Below are 14,772 nucleotides of genomic sequence, written 5' to 3'. Positions count from 1 at the left end.
ATCACCATGAAGGGCGCGCAGAAGCTGCGCGATGAGCTGGATCACCTGAAGTCGGTCAAGCGCCCGAAAGTCATTGCGGCCATCGCCGAAGCGCGTGAGCACGGCGACCTGAAGGAGAATGCCGAGTACCACGCCGCGCGCGAGGAGCAGGGCTTCATCGAAGGGCGCATCAAGCAGCTGGAAGGCGAGCTGTCGCACGCCGAGATCATCGACGTGAGCAAGCTCAACGCCGGCTCCAAGGTGGTGTTCGGCGCCAGCGTGACGCTGGCTGACGTGGAAACCGACGAAGAGAAGAAGTACCAGATCGTCGGTGACCTGGAAGCGGACATCAAGCTGGGCCTGATCGCGATTTCCTCGCCTGTGGCGCGCGCGATGATCGGCAAGCTGGAAGGCGATTCGATCGTGATCGACGCCCCGGCCGGCCAGCGCGAGTACGAGATCGTCAGCGTCAGCTACGTGGACTGACCGCGTGGCGACGGCGACCCTGCTGTTGCCTGCACGCAGCCGCTTTGCCGCGGCTGCGCTGCCGGACGATGTGGCGCGTGCGCTCGGCCGTGCCACGACGGTGCAGGTCGCACCGGGCGAACGTGCACAACTGACGCGCCATTTCACGGTTGCCGCGCCGCATTGGCCGGTAGCCGCGATGACCCGCCAGCGCGACGTCGGCGATGCAGCCGGCGCCAGCTGGCTGCGTGCCGACCCGGCCTGCATGGTGCCGGACATGCACGGCGCGCGGATGATGGCCTACGGCGAGACGCTGCGGCCGACATTGGCCGACTGCCTGGCACTGTTGCCGGTGCTGCAGCCGCTGTTTGCCGATGCCGGATTCGTGCTCGACGCGCCGGACCCTTCGCGCTGGTACCTGCGGCTTCCGATCGACATGGCGTTGCCTGACTTCGACAGCCCGGACGAGGTGCTCGGCGATGACCTGTTCTCGCACCTGCCCGAAGGCGAGGGCGGTCGCCGCTGGCGCGCGCTGATGACCGAAGCGCAGGTGCTGCTGCACAACCATTCCTGGAACCAGCAACGTGCCGCGCAGGGCCAGCAGCCGATCAACTCGCTGTGGTTCTGGGGCGGTGGCGTGATGCCGGTGTCGGTGAGTACGCCACACGCGCAGGTGCGCAGCCGCGATGCCCTGCTGCAGGGCCTGGCTCTGGCCGCGGGTGTGGCGGTCGATGGCGAGCAGGCCGTGGATGCACTGGTCGATCTGCGCCAGCTGCGTTCGCTGCAGCAGCTCGGCAACGATGCGATCCGGCCGTTGCTGGCCGCGCTGAAGCGTGGCGAACTGCAGCGGCTGGTGCTGGATTTCGAGGATGGCCTGCAGTTCCAGCTGGACCGCGGCCAGCGCTGGCAGTTCTGGAAGAAGCCGCGCCAGCTTCACGACTGAGCATCCGGCAGGATCCGGTAGGTAGAGTCGACTGTTAGTCGACTGCACTTCGCTCGGATGCAGAAAATCCCGCGCGTTGCGCGTTAGTCGACTAACAGTCGACTCTACCGGGCGGCCGCCGTGGCGGTATCATCGACGGGTCCTCCGTCACCCGGCGATGCCGATGTCCCTTGCCGCCGATGCTGTGCAGTCATCCCCTGATACGCCGACGATCCGCCGCCGCGATGCGGTCGTGCCCGGAAGCTGGCCGGAGGGCACGCTGCCGCTGCTGGCGCGCCTGTACGCTGCACGCGGCGCGCATACCCCGGAGCTGGCGCAGCCGAAGCTGGGCAATCTGCACGCTCCCGAGTTGCTGACCGGCATCGACGATGCGGTGGGCCTGCTGGTCGAGGCCATCGCCAACGACAAGCGCATCCTGGTGGTCGGCGATTTCGATTGCGATGGCGCCACCGCCTGTGCGGTCGGCGTGCGTGGCCTGCGCATGCTCGGCGCACGGCATGTCTTCCACGCCGTGCCGAACCGCATGGTGCATGGCTATGGCCTGTCGCCGTCGCTGGTGGAGGAACTGGCCGAGTTGAAGCCGGACCTGCTGGTCACGGTCGACCATGGCATTGCCTGCCACGCGGGTGTCATTGCGGCCAAGGCACGCGGCTGGCAGGTGCTGGTCACCGACCATCATCTTCCCGGTCCGCAGTTGCCGCCGGCCGATGTCATCGTCGATCCAAACCTGGACGGTGATGCGTTCCCCAGCAAATCGCTGGCCGGCGTCGGCGTGATCTTCTACGTGCTGATGGCATTGCGCCGTCAGATGCGCGAGGCCGGCGTCTTCGCCGATGGCAAGGGCCCGGACCTGACCACGTTGCTGGACCTGGTGGCGGTTGGCACCGTCGCCGATCTGGTGGCGCTGGACCCGAACAACCGTGCGCTGGTCAGCGCGGGCCTGCGTCGGTTGCGTGCAGGGCAGGGCTGCATCGGCCTGCGTGCCCTGATCGAAGCCAGTGGCCGTGACGCCGCGCGACTGACCGCCACCGACATCGGCTTCGCCCTCGGCCCACGCCTGAATGCTGCGGGCCGCCTGGAAGACATGGCGCTGGGCATCGCGCTGCTGCTGACCGAAGACCCGCGCCAGGCGCGCGAGATCGCGCAGACGCTGGAACAGATCAACTCGGAGCGCCGCGCCGTGCAGCAGTCGATGACCGACGACGCCGAGCAGGCGCTGACCCGCGTGGTGCTGGAGATGGCCGGGCAACGTCCGGTCGCGGCCTGCCTGTTCGACGCCGACTGGCACCCGGGCGTGGTGGGGCTGGTCGCGTCGAAGATGAAGGACCGCCTGCATCGCCCGGTGATCGCCTTCGCGCCGTCCGAACCCGGTGCCGACACCCTGCGTGGCTCGGCGCGCTCCATTCCCGGCCTGCATATCCGTGACGCACTGGCATTGGTCGATGCGCGCCATCCGGGCTTGATCGAACGCTTCGGCGGCCACGCCATGGCGGCCGGCCTCAGCCTGCGCCTCGATCACGTCGATGACTTCAAGGCGGCCTTCGTCGCCGTGGTGCTGGAAATGCTCGACCCGGCCGCGCTGCAGCAGCAGGTACTCAGCGACGGCGAACTGGCGGCGGACGAACTCGACCATCGCCACGCCGACGCGCTGCGTCTTGCTGGACCGTGGGGCCAAGGCTTCCCCGAGCCGCTGTTCGACGGCCACTTCGAAGTGGCCAACTGGCGCGTGCTGAAGGAACGCCACCTCAAGCTGGAACTGCGCCTGCCAGGCGTACCCGGCACGATCAACGCGATCCACTTCGGCGGCTGGCACGGGAACGCGCCGGGCCGCCACGTGCATCTCGCCTACCGCCTGGCCTGCGACGACTACCGCGGCGGCAGCGCCATCCAGCTGATCGTCGAGCACAGCCTGCCCGCCTAGGAAAGGGGGGCCAGACGCCAAGGTAGCGCCGGGCCACGCCCGGCGGACGACTTCAGTGTTGGAACGGTAACCCCGTCTGCCATGCTGAAGCGTTGAACCGTCCACGATCCCACTGGAGTCCGGTCATGGTCTTCGCCCGATGCTGCACTGTGTTGTTGCTGGCCCTCGTGGCCTGGCCCGCTGGCGCGCAGTCGCCACGGATCTCCCGGCCGCAGGCCACCACGCCGCTGCTGATCGCGCCGGCCGCCGAACAACCGGTGCAGCTGCAGCGCGCACGCATTGAAGGCGACGTGCAGGCCGGCGTTGCCCAGACCCGGATCACACTGGAATTCCACAACCCGAACCGGCGCGTGCTGGAGGGCGAGCTGCAGTTCCCGCTGGCCGATGGCCAGCAGATCTCCGGCTTCGCCCTGGATATCAACGGCGAGCTGCGCGACGCCGTGCCGGTACCGAAGGACCGCGGCCGCCAGGTGTTCGAGGAGATCGCCCGCCGTGGCGTTGATCCGGGCCTGCTGGAACAGACCGCCGGCAACCAGTTCCGCCTGCGCATCTATCCGCTGCCGGCCGGTGGCAGCCGCCGCGTGCAGTTGGTGATTCGTGAGCCGTTGGCCTTCGCCGGACAAGGCTGGCAGTGGACGCTGCCGCTGCAGTTCGCCGCCGGTGCGGCCTCGGTTGAGCTGAAGCTGCAGGCGCCGGGTGCGACCACTGCGGGTACGGCGCCATTCCGAATCAACGCGGGCCAGTTGTACTGGCAGGGCAAGGGCGCGCAGCTGCCAGCGCAGCTGCAGTGGAGCCTGCCGGCGGCACGTCAGGCACAGGTGCAGGTGGCGCCCTGGCAGGACGGCCACTACCTGCTGGCGCAGCTGCCGGTGCCGGTCAGCCACTCGCCGCGCACGCTGCCCAGCGAGGTCGGGCTGCTGTGGGATGGCTCCGGCTCGGCGGGCCAGCGCGACCGCACGCGTGAGTTCGCCCTGCTGGATCGGTACTTCGCCGCAATGGGTGACGGCACGGTGGCACTGACCGTACTGCGCGACCGCGCCGAACCGGTACGGCGCTTCCGTATCCGCGCAGGCAACTGGAGCGAGCTGCGCGCGGCACTGCAGGCGGTGCGCCCGGACGGTGCCAGCGCGCTGGCCCAGTGGCAGCCGCAGCCGAGTGTGAAGGAATACCTGCTGGTCAGCGATGGCCTGCTGACCTATGGGCCGGAGCAGTTGCCGACGCTGGTACCGGATCAGCGCCTGTTTGCAATCAGCAGCGCCGGTGCCCGCACCGACAGCACCCGACTGCGTGGCTGGAGCGAATCCCATGGCGGTCGCTTCGTCGCGCTGGGCAAGGATGTCGATTCGGCTGCGCGCGAGCTGCTGTCGTCGCCGTTGGACGTGCAGGTCGATGCAGGTCGTGGCGTACAGGACGTGGTGATCGATCGTCGCAGTGAGGCCCAGGGTTGGCTGTGGCTGCACGCACGACTGGCAGCCGATGGCGTGCCGATGCGGGTGCGCGTGGGTGGCGGCGAATGGCAGGCGCTGCCCGCCACGCAGAAGAGCAACGACGGAGAACTGCTGGCGGGCTTGTGGGCGCAGGCGCGCCTGCAGCAGCTGGCCGCCGACCGCCGTGGCAACCGCGAGGCGACGCAGCGCCTGTCGCAGCAGTTTGGCCTGGTGGGGCCGGATACCTCGCTGATCGTGCTGGAGACCCTGGAGGACTACCTGCGCTATGCGATCCGTCCGTCTGGCACGCTTCGCACCGAATACGATGCACGATTCGCAGTGCAGGTGGCGGATCGCGCCGCGGCAGATCGCCAGCGCCTGGATGAAGTGGCGGCACGCTGGAAGGAACGCCTGCAGTGGTGGGACCGCAGCTGGCCGAAGGGAAGGCCGCCGCAGCCGAAGGGCGGGGCACTGGAAGTGGCCTCCGCGGACTACGCGATGGAATCGGCGCCGGTAGCGATGCTCGCCGCGCCGGCCCCTGCGGCACCGATGGCTGCCGCCGAGCAGCGCATGGAAGCCAGCAGCGCGCGTGCACGTCGCTCAGCGCCTGCATCGAACAAGGCCCTGGATTCAATCACGGTCACGGGTGGCCGTGTCGCTGCGCCCGCTGCCGCCAACGAGGGCGAGCTCGGCATCCAGCTGGCGGCGTGGCAGCCGGACTCGGCCATCGCCCGGCGCCTGCGCCAGGGCCCGGCGTCGCAACTGTATGACCGCTATCTGGCCGAGCGCGATGCCCATGCCGACAGCAGCGCATTCTTCCTCGACGTGGCTGACCTGCTGCTGGAGCAGGGCCAACGCGACCTGGCGCTGCGCGTGTTGTCGAACCTGGCCGAGATGGACCTGGACAATCGCCACCTGCTGCGCGTGCTCGGCTATCGGCTGATGCAGGCCGATGCGCCCGCGCTGGCGGTGCCGGTGTTCGAGCAGGTGCTGGCCATGGGCCAGGAAGAACCGCAGAGCTTCCGCGACCTGGGCCTGGCACTGGCAGCGGCCGGCAAGCCGCAGCAGGCGCTGGTGCCGCTGTACCAGGTGGTCGTGCGCCCGTGGGACAGCCGTTTCGATGGCATCGCCCTGATCGCACTGGATGAGCTGACCAACCTGGTGGCGCGTAGCACCCCCCGGCTGGATACCTCGGCCATCGACCCACGCCTGCTGCAGGCGATGCCGCTGGACCTGCGCGTGGTGCTGTCGTGGGATGCCGACAACAGCGACATGGACCTGTGGGTGACCGACCCGAACGGCGAGCGCGCTTACTACGGCAACCGCCTGACCTACCAGGGCGGGCAGATGTCGCAGGACTTCACCGGCGGCTATGGTCCCGAGCAGTTCTCGCTGCGCAACGCCAAGCCGGGCAGGTACAAGGTGGAGGCGAACTACTTCGGCAGCCGCCAGCAGCTGGTGACCGGGGCGACGACACTGATGCTGCGCCTGACCACCCACTGGGGCACGCCGAAGCAGAAGGACCAGATGGTCACGATGCGGTTGAAGGATCGCGCCGAAACCGTGCTGGTGGGCGAGTTCGAGGTGAAGTAGTGCCACGCCATGCGTGGCTGTCCGAGCCCTGATCCTGTAGAGCCGAGCCCATGCTCGGCTCACTGTGGAAGCGGGCGAGCATGGGCGCAATCGTTGAGGACAGCGGATCATCGGTTCATGGGTGGGTCGCGCCGAGCCCATGCGCCGCGCATGGCTGGAGCAGCCGAGCATGGGCTTGGCTCTACATCAGTATGATGCTCGCTGGGCCGTTTCGGATCGGCCTTCAGGCCGAACAGGGGCCGCAGCCAGCGGGAGCGTCGGATCAGCAGTTCGTGGATCAGCATGCAGCCGCCGACGGTGCCGCCCAGCAGTAGCGACGGCTCCAGCCAAGGACCCAGTTGCAACGGCTTGAGCCAGAACAGCAGGGCAATGATCAGGCTCTGGTGCAGCATGTACCAGGGATAGATTGCCTCGGTGCAGTACGGCAGCCAGCCGAACGGGCGGTCGAGGAAGACCTTGCCCCAGCCGAGGATGGCCAGCAGCGCGCTCCAGACATACACCGACTGGCTGGTCCTGCCCTGCAGGTCCCAGAACGTTTCAGGCCATTGCCGCAGCGAGGAGTCAGCCGGCAGCACCTGGCCGAGGATGCGCAACCCCAGATACCAGCCGACCGCCGCCAGCGCCAGCCACAGCGTGGTGCGGCGCAGGGAGACCACGCGCTGCCAGAACAACGGCTCGCGACCGAGCAGGTAGCCGGCCAGGAACACTGTCGCGTACTTCGCGTGCTGGTACCAGTCGCCAAGCAGGGCATTGGTGGACGGATAGATCGGCTCCAGCCAGATCACCCAGGCCAGCAGCAGCGCAGACGGAATTCCGATCAGCAGTATCGGCGAGGCGGCGCAGAACGCGATCGCACGGCGAACCACGGCCGTTCCCAGCAATGGCATCAACAGGGCCAGGGCCAGCGTGTAGTTCCACAGATAGGCCAGGTACCACAGGTGGTTCCAGGTGATGCCGTATTGCCAGCCGGCGAAGCTGCCTTCCGGCCACGGCCGCACCTGCCAGTAGCGCAACAGGAAGTGGCCGAAGCCGGGTGCCACGTGGCCGTTGGCCACGCCTTCGCAGTAGGGCTGGATCGGCACGATCACGAACATGCCGAACAGCAATGGCAGCAGCAGCCGCCACGTGCGCAGGCCGGCAAAGCGCAGCAGCTTTCCTTCCGGTCGCATCATCGCGATGGCGATGCCCGAGATCAGGAACAGCAGCGACATCCGCCAGCGGTTGATGAACAGCATCGGCCACTGCAGCCATTCGGCGGTATGCAGGCTCTTGAGGTGGAAACCCCAGTCATCCACGTAGGCCATGCTGGTGTGGTAGAGGATCAGCAGCGCGAAGGCGAACACGCGCAGGGCGTCGATGTCGTGGCGTCGGGTCATGGTGGTGGTGTGCCGGAGAGTCGAGCCAAGGTGACGCCGCCCGGTCCGTGCAGCGACTGCCAAGGGGCCGCCGGAACCCGCCCAGTGACCAATGGCGGGGGTGGTGGGACCAATGGAGGCGCTACTCTCGGTCCCTTGGGGCACGCTGGAGCACTGCAACCACATGGACGCCACAATGACCCAGGGCCGACCACCGCGCTGGCGCACCACCATCCGTCTGCTGGTCTGGGCAGCGATCCTGTCGGCCTCGGCGGTGACCAATGCGCTGGTTGAGGTGATGGACGCCACGCGGCGGGGCAGCGATCTCGGCCTGTGGGAGCCGATGATCTGGGAATTCAGCAGCCTCGCCCTGATCCTGTTGACCCTGCCGCTGCTGTGGTGGGGCTGCGAGCGCTGGCCGCTGCATGCCGATACCTGGAAGCAGCGGTTGCCGCTGTACCTGCTGGCCAGCGTGGGCTGGTCGTTTCTGCACGTGGTGGGGATGATGGTGCTGCGGCACCTGGCCTATGCATCGCTGGGCTACCGCTATCAGGACGATGCGGGATGGCTGGAGCGTTTTGCCTACGAATACCTGAAGGATGTCCGCACGTTCGCGATGTTCGTGGCACTGGAGCACTTCACCAGCTGGTTCGGGCGGCGCAGGCAGGGCGAGGCGAGCCTGTTGGCCGAGCCCGATGTAGGCCCGCCCGTGGAACCGGTCGAGCGCCCGCAGCACTTCCTGGTGCGCAAACTGGGCAAGGAGTTCCTGGTCGCCACCGCAGACGTGGAGTACGCCCAGGCGGCGGGGAACTACGTGAACCTGCGGGTACGTGGACATGACTATCCGCTGCGGATCACCATGGCGGTGCTGGAACAGCGTTTGGATCCCGCGTTGTTTCTGCGCCCGCACCGCAGCTGGCTGATCCATCGCGGGCAGCTGCGCTCGATCGAGCCGCTGGACGGCGGCGAGGCCCTGTTGCACATGGCCGACGGGGCCAAGGTGCCGTGCAGCCGGCGACAGCTGCCGGTACTGCGTCAGGCGCTGGGCGGGGCGGGCGCGGGTTAGTCGACTATCGCGCGCAGCGCGGGCTTCGCCGCAACCTGAATGAAAAGCAGTCAATTGGCAGTCGCCTCTACAGAAGCCGGTCCACCAGAGGTTGGCTCCCAGCGGCAGGCCTGGCCCCTCATTCCGGGTACCCCCGGCCTGCGCTATCATTACCAGTCATCTTTTGAATGCATAACCGCCGACATGATCGAACTGAATCCTGTCCGCCAGCGCATCACCGATCTGACCGATCGCGTGTTGTCGCTTCGGGGGTATCTTTGACTACGACGCCAAGAAAGAGCGTCTTGAAGAAGTAACGCGGGAGCTGGAAAGCCCCGACGTCTGGAACAACGCCGAGTACGCACAGAACCTGGGCCGCGAGCGTTCCAGCCTGGAAAAGACCGTGGGCGGCATCGCCTCGGTGCTGGATGGCCTGAACGACGCGACCGAACTGCTGGAGCTGGCCGAGTCCGAGCAGGACGAGGACACCGCACTGGCCGTGGTTGCCGACCTGGACAAGCACCAGGCGCACGTGGAGAAGCTGGAGTTCCAGCGCATGTTCTCCGGCGAGATGGACAATGCGGCGGCGTTCGTCGACATCCAGGCCGGTGCCGGTGGTACCGAAGCCCAGGACTGGGCCGAGATCCTGCTGCGCATGTACCTGCGCTGGTGTGAATCGCGCGGCTGGAAGACCGAGCTGATGGAAGTCTCCGGTGGTGACGTCGCCGGCATCAAGTCGGCCACGCTGCGCGTGGAAGGCGACTATGCCTATGGCTGGCTGAAGACCGAGACCGGCGTGCACCGCCTGGTGCGCAAGTCGCCGTTCGACTCGGACAACCGCCGCCACACCAGCTTCACCTCGGTGTTCGTGTCGCCGGAAATCGATGACAACATCGACATCACCATCAACCCGGCCGACCTGCGTACCGACGTGTACCGTTCGTCCGGTGCCGGTGGCCAGCACGTGAACAAGACCGAGTCGGCGGTGCGTATCACCCACATCCCGACCAACATCGTCGTGGCGTGCCAGACCGGCCGCAGCCAGCACCAGAACCGCGACAACGCGATGAAGATGCTGGCCGCCAAGCTTTACGAGCTTGAGATCCAGAAGCGCAATGCCGAGAAGGACGCGGTGGAAGCCACCAAGTCCGACATCGGCTGGGGCAGCCAGATCCGCAACTACGTGCTGGACCAGAGCCGCATCAAGGACCTGCGTACCGGCATCGAACGTTCGGACACGCAGAAGGTGCTCGACGGCGACCTGGACGAGTTCGTCGAGGCCAGCCTGAAGGCCGGCCTGGCCGTGGGTTCCAAGCGCGTCGATGCCTGATCGACGCGCCTGCGCGGATATCGGCACCCTCGTGCGCGACGCCGAGGGTGGCCGATCACGCGTTCTGTAGAGCCGAGCCCATGCTCGGCTGCTGTTGGTGCAGTAGCAGATGCGTCGAGCATGGCTCGACGCTACAACGGGCACGGCGGTAGCGATGATGCGCAGCGAAAGTGAACGCAAGGAACTCGGCGGCTTCCTCAAGGCCTGCCGCGCCCGTGTCGACCCTGCCACGCTCGGCCTGCCGGCCGGGCGCCGGCGGACCCCGGGACTGAAGCGCGAGGAAGTCGCCCTGGCCATCGGGGTCAGCGTCAGCTGGTACACCTGGATCGAGCAGGGCCGTGAAGTGCGCGCCTCGCCCGAGGTGCTGGAGCGGCTGGCGCAGGTGCTGCGCATGAGCGATGACGAGCGCGCCTATGCGTTCGCGCTGTCCGGTTACGGCGTGCCGCTGGAATCACCGGACGAGAGCGTGACCGACGGCCTGCGCCAGCTGGTGGAGGCGATGCAGCCGATCCCGGCTTACGTGCGCAATACCCGTTTCGACATCCTGGCCTGGAACCCGGCCATCGCCGACCTGTTCGTGGACTACAGCCAGCTGGCACCGCATGAGCGCAACACGCTGCGGCTGATGTTCCTGTACCCGCCGTACCGCACGCTGATCCTCAACTGGGAAGAAATGACCCGCGGCCTGCTGGCCGGCTTCCGCGCGGCGATGGCACAGGCGCCGGACAAGGCGCCGTTCCTGGCGCTGGTGGAGGATATCGCGGCGCATAGTGAGGAGTTCCGCCAGTGGTGGCCGGAGCACGACGTGCGGCGGTTCGATGAAGGTGCGAAGAAGTTGAACCATCCCACGCGTGGGTTGCTGGACCTGCAGTACGTGGCGCTGGTACCGGAGAGCCGGCACGATTTGTCACTGGTGACCTACCTGCCGCGGAAGTAGGGGGTGTTCGGCAGGGCTTGCAGCCCTGCACCTGCTCAATGCAACGGCCAAAGCCAGAGCCAGAGCTGGATTCCGTGGTTTGGCGGGGCGGTGTGGGTTGGCAGGACACGCCGTAAACCCGTCCTTGGGGGCTCGATGGCGCCATCCATGGCGCCAACGGTCCTGCCAACCCACACCGCCCCACCTCAGACAGATTTCGCGCGGATGTTGGTAGGTGTCGACCTTGGTCGACACATCTGTCAGATATCGAATGAAATTTCGGGGTCAGATCCGTTTTCCATAGGAAAACGGATCTGACCCCAAGAGTATTTCCGACAGATCGCGGAAAACTGTCGAAGGCGGGGTGGGTCCGGTTGCGGGGGCGTGAGCGCCATGGATGGCGCGACCGAGGCTACATGGACGTATTCACGCCGTCCCCCGCAACCGGACCCACCCCGCCATCCCACGGAATGCAGGCCTTTGTCCTTGACGTTGCCCTGGCCTCTGCGGGTGCAGGGCGCAGCCCTGCCGATAACCCCATTCAGGCAGGTAAGTGCAGGTCACAGGATAAACAGACGCCTTGTTGCCTCCGCCAATCGGGTCCACATTCCTGTGCAGGAGACGGGCCGCCGCCCGTTGTCGAGACAACAGGAGCCCTGCATGTCCGCTGCCCCCAGTACTGCCATTTCCCGCGATCCGGCCACTGGCCAGCAGATCGCCAGCCATCCCTTCGCTACCGACGCCGAACTGGAAGCCATCCTCGATCGCGGCCAGGTTGGCTTCGCCGCCTGGAGCGCCAGGAGCCTGGAGCAGCGGGCCGAGGTGCTGCGCGCGATGGCCGCTGTACTGCGCCGTGATCGCGAGAAACTGGCTGCGCTGGCCACCGCCGAAATGGGCAAGGTCCAGGCCGAAGCGCTGGCCGAGATCGAAAAGTGCGCCGTGCTGTGCGACTGGTACGCCGACCATGGCGCGCAGTTCCTGCGCGACGAACCGACCCAGGTGCCGGACGACAAGGCCTACGTGTCCTACCTGCCGCTGGGCGTGGTGCTGGGCATCATGCCGTGGAATTTCCCGTACTGGCAGGTGATGCGGGCGGCAGTGCCGATCCTGATGGGCGGCAACGGCTTCCTGCTGAAGCCGGCCGAGAACATCGTCGGCACCGCGCAGCTGCTCGACGCGGCCTGGCGCGATGCCGGGCTGCCGGAGGGCACCTTCATCGCGGCCAACATCAGCCGCGAGGGCACCAGTCGCGCGATTGCCGATGACCGCATTGCCGCGGTGACCCTGACCGGCAGCGTGGCCGCTGGCCGCAGCATCGCCGCGCAGGCCGGGCAGGCGTTGAAGAAGGTGGTGCTGGAGCTGGGCGGTTCCGATCCGTTCATCGTGCTGGCCGATGCCGATCTTGATGCGGCCGTCGATGCGGCGGTGGCCTCGCGCTTCCAGAATACCGGGCAGGTCTGCATCGCCGGCAAGCGCATCATCGTCGAAGACGCGGTCTACGAACGGTTCGTGGCGCAGTTCTGCGAGAAGGTGCAGGCGCTGACCATCGGCGATGGCCGCGACCCGGCCAACCGCATCGGCCCGATGGCGCGCCAGGACCTGCTGGAACAGCTCGATGCGCAGGTACGCGCGTCGGTCGATGCCGGTGCGCAGCTGCTGGTCGGCGGGCACCAGCTGGATCGTCCGGGCGCGTTCTATGCGCCCACCGTGCTGGCCGGGGTGGAGCCGGGTATGCAGGCCTTCGATACCGAGACCTTCGGCCCGGTGGCCTCGATCAGCCGCGCCCGCGACGCCGACCATGCGGTGGAACTGGCCAACCAGAGCGAGTTCGGCCTCAGCGGCAACCTGTGGACCGGCGACCGCGCCCGTGCGATGCAGCTGGCGCGCCGGCTGCAGACCGGCGGCGTGTTCGTCAACGGTTTCTCCGCTTCGGACCCGCGCGTGCCGATCGGTGGCGTGAAGAAGAGCGGCTTCGGCCGCGAGCTCTCGCACTTCGGCATCCGCGAGTTCGTCAATGCGCAGACGGTGTGGTTCGACAAGCGTTGACGCACGGCTTCCATCCTTCCTGCAACGATCCACCATCAGTCCAGCGAAAAAAGGACGGCATTCCCATGTCCAAGGGTTCAGACCTGCTCGTCGCCGCACTTGAGAACGAAGGCGTCGAGCGTATTTTCGGCATTCCCGGCGAAGAGAACCTCGACGTCGTCGAGTCACTCCGCCATTCCAGCATCGAGCTGGTGATCACCCGCCACGAACAGGCTGCGGTGTTCATGGCCGCCACCTACGGCCGCCTGACCGGCAAGCCGGGCGTGTGCCTGGCCACGCTCGGGCCGGGCGCGCTCAATTTCACCACCGGCGCCGCCTACGCGCTCCTTGGTGCGTGGCCGGTCATCATGATCACCGGCCAGAAGGGCATCGTCGCCAGCAAGCAGGCGCGCTTCCAGATCGTCGACATCGTCAGCACGATGAAGCCACTGACCAAGCAGGCGCGGCAGATCGTCTCGGCACGCACCATACCGACCATCGTCCGCGAGGCATTCCGTGTGGCCCAGGAAGAGCGCCCCGGACCGGTGCTGCTGGAGCTGCCAGAGGATATCGCGGCCGATGAGGTCGAGGGCGTGGCGCTGATTCCACCGCACGCGGTGGACCGGCCGATTGCCAGCCCGGAGGCGCTGGATCGCGCGGCCGGGATCATCCGCACTGCCAAGCGCCCGCTGCTGATGATCGCCTCGGCCGCCTCGCGGCCGCAGTCCAGCGAAGCGCTGTCGGCGTTCGTGCTGCGCGCCGGCATCCCGTTCTTCACCACGCAGATGGGCAAGGGCGCGGTGGCGGGTGGTTCGGGCCTGTACATGGGCACTGCGGCGCTGACCGAACGCGACTACGTGCACACGGCCATTGACCAGGCAGATGTGATCGTGACCATCGGCCATGAGGTCACCGAGAAGCCGCCATTCGTGATGCGTCCGGGTGGGCCGACCGTGATCCATATCGGTTACTCGCAGGCGGCGGTGGAGCAGGTGTACTTCCCGCAGGTGGAAGTGATCGGCGATATCGGTCGTTCGTTGACCCAGCTGGCTGACCGCATCGAAGGTGCGGTGCCGAACGCCGATGCGCTGCTGCCACTGCGCGCGACCATCCTTGAGCATCTGGCCGACCGTGCCGAGGAGGTCGGTTTCACCCCGCAGCGGCTGGTGCATGACGTACGCCAGGTGATGCCGCCGGACGGCATCGTGGCGCTGGACAACGGCATGTACAAGATCTGGTTTGCGCGCAACTACCGCACCCAGGTGGCCAATACGCTGCTGCTGGACAATGCGCTGGCGACGATGGGTGCAGGTCTGCCGTCGGCGATCATGGCCTCGATCCTGTACCCGCAGCGGCGGGTGCTGGCGGTGTGCGGCGACGGCGGGTTCATGATGAACAGCCAGGAGCTGGAGACCGCGCGCCGGCTGGGCCTGAACCTGGTGGTGCTGATCCTCAACGACGGTGCCTACGGGATGATCCGCTGGAAGCAGGCGGTGGATGGCTTCACCGACTACGGCATGACCTTCAGCAACCCGGATTTCGTCAAGTACGCGGAAGCCTATGGCTGCAAGGGGCATGAGGTAACCGCCATCGAGCAGTTCATCCCGACGCTGGAGGCGGCGTTCAATGAGGGTGGGGTGCACCTGGTGTCGGTGCCGATCGATTATTCGGAGAACCAACGGGTGCTGGTGGACGAGTTGCGGCAGGCGTTCCCGGGGAACAGGTAGATATCCAGGGTCCAGGCAGGGTCCCGGATGGGGTCAGATCCCTTTT

At 67.0% G+C, this 14,772-nt stretch carries 11 protein-coding genes; 10 read left to right on the top strand and 1 reads right to left on the bottom strand.

Annotation, left to right across the window (positions count from 1 at the left end; translation table 11 throughout):
- From greA to AASM09_RS12540, 4 genes are all read left to right on the top strand, one after another.
- Entirely contained in the window at positions 1–465 is a 465-nt protein-coding gene (greA, locus tag AASM09_RS12555) for a transcription elongation factor GreA (protein WP_026347191.1), read from the top strand.
- Positions 466–469: 4 nt separating this feature from the next.
- Positions 470–1,387: a phosphoglycerate mutase gene (locus tag AASM09_RS12550; protein ID WP_049427636.1), complete on the top strand. Its 918-nt coding sequence runs from the start codon at positions 470–472 to the stop codon at positions 1,385–1,387.
- Positions 1,388–1,550: 163 nt separating this feature from the next.
- Positions 1,551–3,308: a single-stranded-DNA-specific exonuclease RecJ gene (gene recJ, locus AASM09_RS12545; protein WP_049427637.1), complete on the top strand. Its 1,758-nt coding sequence runs from the start codon at positions 1,551–1,553 to the stop codon at positions 3,306–3,308.
- A 125-nt stretch (positions 3,309–3,433) separates the two neighbouring features.
- Positions 3,434–6,328 (top strand): VIT domain-containing protein, encoded by a 2,895-nt coding sequence (locus AASM09_RS12540; protein ID WP_049427640.1) that lies wholly within the window; start codon positions 3,434–3,436, stop codon positions 6,326–6,328.
- A gap of 107 nt (positions 6,329–6,435) precedes the next feature.
- Here AASM09_RS12540 and AASM09_RS12535 read toward each other — a convergent pair whose 3' ends face one another.
- Positions 6,436–7,704 carry an acyltransferase family protein gene (locus tag AASM09_RS12535; protein ID WP_238378611.1) on the bottom strand — a complete coding sequence of 423 codons (1,269 nt, stop codon included), beginning with the start codon at positions 7,702–7,704 and terminating at the stop codon, positions 6,436–6,438.
- Positions 7,705–7,879: 175 nt separating this feature from the next.
- On the opposite strand from AASM09_RS12535, the gene AASM09_RS12530 reads away from it, so the two are divergent.
- The 6 genes from AASM09_RS12530 (at position 7,880) to AASM09_RS12505 (ending at position 14,726) form a co-directional block, all read left to right on the top strand.
- The gene (locus AASM09_RS12530) at positions 7,880–8,749 is read left to right on the top strand and encodes a LytTR family DNA-binding domain-containing protein (RefSeq protein ID WP_049427642.1); all 870 of its coding nucleotides are present in this window, start codon (positions 7,880–7,882) and stop codon (positions 8,747–8,749) included.
- A gap of 39 nt (positions 8,750–8,788) precedes the next feature.
- The gene (locus tag AASM09_RS12525; RefSeq protein ID WP_180848857.1) at positions 8,789–9,010 is read left to right on the top strand and encodes a hypothetical protein; all 222 of its coding nucleotides are present in this window, start codon (positions 8,789–8,791) and stop codon (positions 9,008–9,010) included.
- Positions 8,933–10,058, top strand: a protein-coding gene (prfB, locus tag AASM09_RS12520; protein ID WP_014037064.1) for a peptide chain release factor 2 whose coding sequence is annotated in 2 segments (ribosomal slippage) — positions 8,933–9,007 and positions 9,009–10,058 — 1,125 coding nt in all. Because the reading frame shifts where the segments join, the coding sequence is not laid out codon by codon here. Before AASM09_RS12525 ends, prfB begins: the two co-directional genes overlap by 78 nt.
- 154 nt (positions 10,059–10,212) lie before the next feature.
- The gene (locus AASM09_RS12515; protein WP_019661470.1) at positions 10,213–10,995 is read left to right on the top strand and encodes a helix-turn-helix transcriptional regulator; all 783 of its coding nucleotides are present in this window, start codon (positions 10,213–10,215) and stop codon (positions 10,993–10,995) included.
- A gap of 639 nt (positions 10,996–11,634) precedes the next feature.
- Complete coding sequence (locus AASM09_RS12510) at positions 11,635–13,020, top strand: NAD-dependent succinate-semialdehyde dehydrogenase (protein WP_049429878.1); 1,386 nt, start codon at positions 11,635–11,637, stop codon at positions 13,018–13,020.
- 65 nt (positions 13,021–13,085) lie between these two features.
- Positions 13,086–14,726 (top strand): acetolactate synthase large subunit, encoded by a 1,641-nt coding sequence (locus AASM09_RS12505; RefSeq protein ID WP_049429879.1) that lies wholly within the window; start codon positions 13,086–13,088, stop codon positions 14,724–14,726.
- Positions 14,727–14,772 lie beyond the last annotated feature (46 nt).

The organism is Stenotrophomonas maltophilia (assembly GCF_039555535.1).
Classification (GTDB): Bacteria; Pseudomonadota; Gammaproteobacteria; order Xanthomonadales; family Xanthomonadaceae; genus Stenotrophomonas; species Stenotrophomonas maltophilia_Q.
Note: the sequence above shows the minus strand (reverse complement) of the source record. Positions and strands in the feature narration are given on the sequence as shown.

Excerpts from the sequence above, each read along its gene's own strand:
- AASM09_RS12525 (WP_180848857.1), top strand. The coding sequence starts at position 8,789 with ATGAAAAGCAGTCAATTGGCAGTCGCCTCTACAGAAGCCGGTCCACCA.
- recJ (WP_049427637.1), top strand. The coding sequence starts at position 1,551 with ATGTCCCTTGCCGCCGATGCTGTGCAGTCATCCCCTGATACGCCGACG.
- AASM09_RS12510 (WP_049429878.1), top strand. The coding sequence starts at position 11,635 with ATGTCCGCTGCCCCCAGTACTGCCATTTCCCGCGATCCGGCCACTGGC.
- AASM09_RS12515 (WP_019661470.1), top strand. The coding sequence starts at position 10,213 with ATGATGCGCAGCGAAAGTGAACGCAAGGAACTCGGCGGCTTCCTCAAG.
- AASM09_RS12540 (WP_049427640.1), top strand. The coding sequence starts at position 3,434 with ATGGTCTTCGCCCGATGCTGCACTGTGTTGTTGCTGGCCCTCGTGGCC.
- AASM09_RS12505 (WP_049429879.1), top strand. The coding sequence starts at position 13,086 with ATGTCCAAGGGTTCAGACCTGCTCGTCGCCGCACTTGAGAACGAAGGC.
- AASM09_RS12535 (WP_238378611.1), bottom strand. The coding sequence starts at position 7,704 with ATGACCCGACGCCACGACATCGACGCCCTGCGCGTGTTCGCCTTCGCG.
- AASM09_RS12530 (WP_049427642.1), top strand. The coding sequence starts at position 7,880 with ATGACCCAGGGCCGACCACCGCGCTGGCGCACCACCATCCGTCTGCTG.